3 protein-coding genes are annotated in these 2,746 nt (G+C 43.4%); all 3 read right to left on the bottom strand.

From position 1 onward, the window contains the following. Positions 1 to 87: 87 nt before the first annotated feature. The 3 genes from DW182_RS21950 to DW182_RS21940 all read right to left on the bottom strand — a co-directional run bounded on the left by DW182_RS21950 (position 88) and on the right by DW182_RS21940 (position 2,668). Positions 88 to 1,866, bottom strand: a complete 1,779-nt coding sequence (locus DW182_RS21950) for an IS66 family transposase (RefSeq protein ID WP_118296860.1) — start codon at positions 1,864 to 1,866, stop codon at positions 88 to 90. A gap of 87 nt (positions 1,867 to 1,953) precedes the next feature. After that, positions 1,954 to 2,298: an IS66 family insertion sequence element accessory protein TnpB gene (gene tnpB, locus DW182_RS21945; RefSeq protein ID WP_118296858.1), complete on the bottom strand. Its 345-nt coding sequence runs from the start codon at positions 2,296 to 2,298 to the stop codon at positions 1,954 to 1,956. Position 2,299: 1 nt separating this feature from the next. Then, positions 2,300 to 2,668 carry a hypothetical protein gene (locus tag DW182_RS21940; RefSeq protein WP_199678652.1) on the bottom strand — a complete coding sequence of 123 codons (369 nt, stop codon included), beginning with the start codon at positions 2,666 to 2,668 and terminating at the stop codon, positions 2,300 to 2,302. Positions 2,669 to 2,746: the final 78 nt, after the last annotated feature.

The raw sequence follows: 2,746 nt of genomic DNA, 5'->3' as shown, positions 1-2,746 counted from the left end.
GTAATCATACTATTTTCCGCCACGACAATTTTATCGGCTGTCTTTCAGCCGATAAAATAAAAATGCCCGTAAGAAAATATTTTTGTTTTAACATTCCGGTTTATAGAAACATGGCAGAAGAGCCTTCTTGTCGCATTCCTTACCATGAAGAATACATTCAAACAAGCGTTTCAGGTAATCCTGAGGGTCTATGCCGTTCAACTTACAGCTTTCTATCAGAGAGAAGGTGAATGCAGAGTTTTCTGCCGCATCCTCACTGCCTACGTTCATACAGTTCTTGAGCAGCAGCTTTACAGGTTTCATCCTTTGCTCACAGAGGTTGTTCGAGATTTCCGCTGAACCGTCCTTGAGGATATTTCTCAAGGATTTCCACTGGTTTATCGTATAGTTCACGGCCTTTCTCATCAGTTCGTTAGCCATAATCTTCGCATCCTGCATCATAATGACCACCTTATGATGGATACGTTCAAGAATCGGTCCTGTAAGCTTAAGCCTTCTTTCCTTAATCTGCTCACCGCTGAGTTTCATCATACGGAACAGGTCCTCATTTCTGAACATCTCACCGATAGGATCTATTATGTCCATCGCTGTCCTGTCTGAAGGCAGGGCATCAACCCACAACCTCCTGCAGTGCGTCCAGCATCCTATATGAAGCACCTTTGAGTCTTCACCATCGTACATCCTGTAAACCGTATATCCGTCAGTGGATATGGTTCCCATAAAATATTCAAGGAATGACTTTGCCGCATCGGATGACCTGCTGCCGTTATTATAGTGATAATAGACCATCTTAATATGCTTGGCAAAGAAAGCCCATAAGTACTTTCTCCTGTAAGCCTTGCCTTCCTTTGTTTCCACTCCGACAAGCTCAGTAGTCTCATCAACCATAAGGTAATTAGCTCTCTGTACAAACTCCTTGAAGACATCTTCTATGAACTCCCTTAGTTTGGCGATTCCGTTATGGATATAGCTGTTCAGCGTGGTATTGCTTATGTGGATACCTTCTCTTGCAAGCAGTCTTATCTGTCTGTTCTCAGGCATGCTGAAGTCATATTTCAGACAAAGCAGACGGGCAAGCAGTTCAGGAGAGAAGATACCTCCAAGGTTTTTCAGCGGATGTTCCATGGTGCTTGTGAAAGTGCCGTCCGCAAGCTTTACCCTTGCCACCTTGTAAACATGCTCCACGTTATGAGCCCTTACATGTTCTATGACCCTGTATTCCCAAACATCAGGCATACCGTTACGGTTCATAAACCTTGCACCATCCGGGAGTTGGTAATAGTCTTCTATTTCATGAACAACTACCTTATCCACCTTCAGCCTGCTCTTTTCTGCACGTGGTGCAGTTTCCTTTCTTCTTGAAGGTTTGCTGTTCTGTTCAGGTATGTTGCCGGAAGAGGTATTGCTGCCGGTTTCGTTATCATCGGTCTTATTATTATCATCCTTCCTGTCAGAACCGTCATACTCGGATTGTTCCAGAGCGGACTTGTCGAGATTACGGTTGTTCAACAGCCTTCTTTGCTCGGATGTACGGCCGAAACGGTGTTTCCTGCTGTCATCAAGCTGAAGCCTGAGATTGGAGATCTCGTTTGCCAGCATCCTGTTCACCTCATCCTTTGCTTCAAGCTGCTTTCTCATAAGTTCCATTTCTTTCCTGTAATGTTCAACCGTGGTTGACTGCTTTTCGATGGTATCTTTGAGATCATTGATGGTATCTATCAGATTTTTAGAGTTCTCCCTGTTGGATTCTTCAATAGACTTAAGCCTCGCAATTAGTTCGTTTACCTGTTTGCGAAGCCCTGCCTTTTCCTCATTCGCCAGACCCAGCTGACAGCAAAGTAACTCGTATGCTCTTTCATCAATCATGATATAAAGGTACGAAAAATCAGGCACTTACGCAAACTTTTTACCGTTTATTTTTATACTATTCTGTTGATAATCAATGTGCTAATATTAACCTTTCGGACTAACGTACATCTTGTCAACTACAATGCTTTCCGTAAGATAAGCCATGTCCGACCACTGTATCCGGTAGCACCTGGAGACTTCATCAAATATAGGTTTCTTGAATTTGCCCATAACAGGACGTTTTTCGTAAAGCACATAAAAACCACGTTCGTAATGAAGTATCTTCACGACCTTTCGGTTCCGGGACATGAACATATATACATTGGACGCATCGCTCGGGTCAAGTGACATTTCTTCCCTTATACTCTCACACAGACGGAAAATGCCTTTCCGCAAATCAACATTACCGTTAAACAGGTAATAGTTCAGGTTAGCACTCAGTCCAAGCATATCATCCTATCATTTTATTAAGCAACAGGCTCAAATCAAGAACGGTGGTGTTTCTCAGGAACAGTGTTGCGCCAGACGCCAGCTGTAACTTAATCCATTTTATTGGTAGCTCACCTTCAGGTTGTTCCACGTCCAACTTCACAGTTGGACTATTGCATGGTTTACCGCTTATCTGGACTTTGGCAACCTTGGGCTGCTCAACCTGGACTGTCTTGCCCAACTTCTCACTCCACAGCTGGTGACGCTGCCAGTTCATGAACTTGTCGTAATTTACCCCATAATCAGCACAGAACTCCCGAAGATCCTTGGTCTCGCTGCATAACTGGTAGAGGTCATATACCTCCTGATAGTTTACTTTTTCTTTTGCCATAATCATTTTTGTTAAAGGTTACGGCGCAAAGATATGGCAGCTAACAACTTATGTCAAGGCGGAAAATAGAATGGTTAC

Source organism: Bacteroides sp. AM16-24 (genome assembly GCF_003471885.1).
Classification (GTDB): domain Bacteria; phylum Bacteroidota; class Bacteroidia; order Bacteroidales; family Bacteroidaceae; genus Bacteroides.
The sequence above is the reverse complement of the archived record's forward strand: the minus strand, read 5'-3'. Positions and strand labels throughout refer to the sequence as shown.

Excerpts from the sequence above, each read along its gene's own strand:
- DW182_RS21950 (WP_118296860.1), bottom strand. The coding sequence starts at position 1,866 with ATGATTGATGAAAGAGCATACGAGTTACTTTGCTGTCAGCTGGGTCTG.
- tnpB (WP_118296858.1), bottom strand. The coding sequence starts at position 2,298 with ATGCTTGGACTGAGTGCTAACCTGAACTATTACCTGTTTAACGGTAAT.
- DW182_RS21940 (WP_199678652.1), bottom strand. The coding sequence starts at position 2,668 with ATGGCAAAAGAAAAAGTAAACTATCAGGAGGTATATGACCTCTACCAG.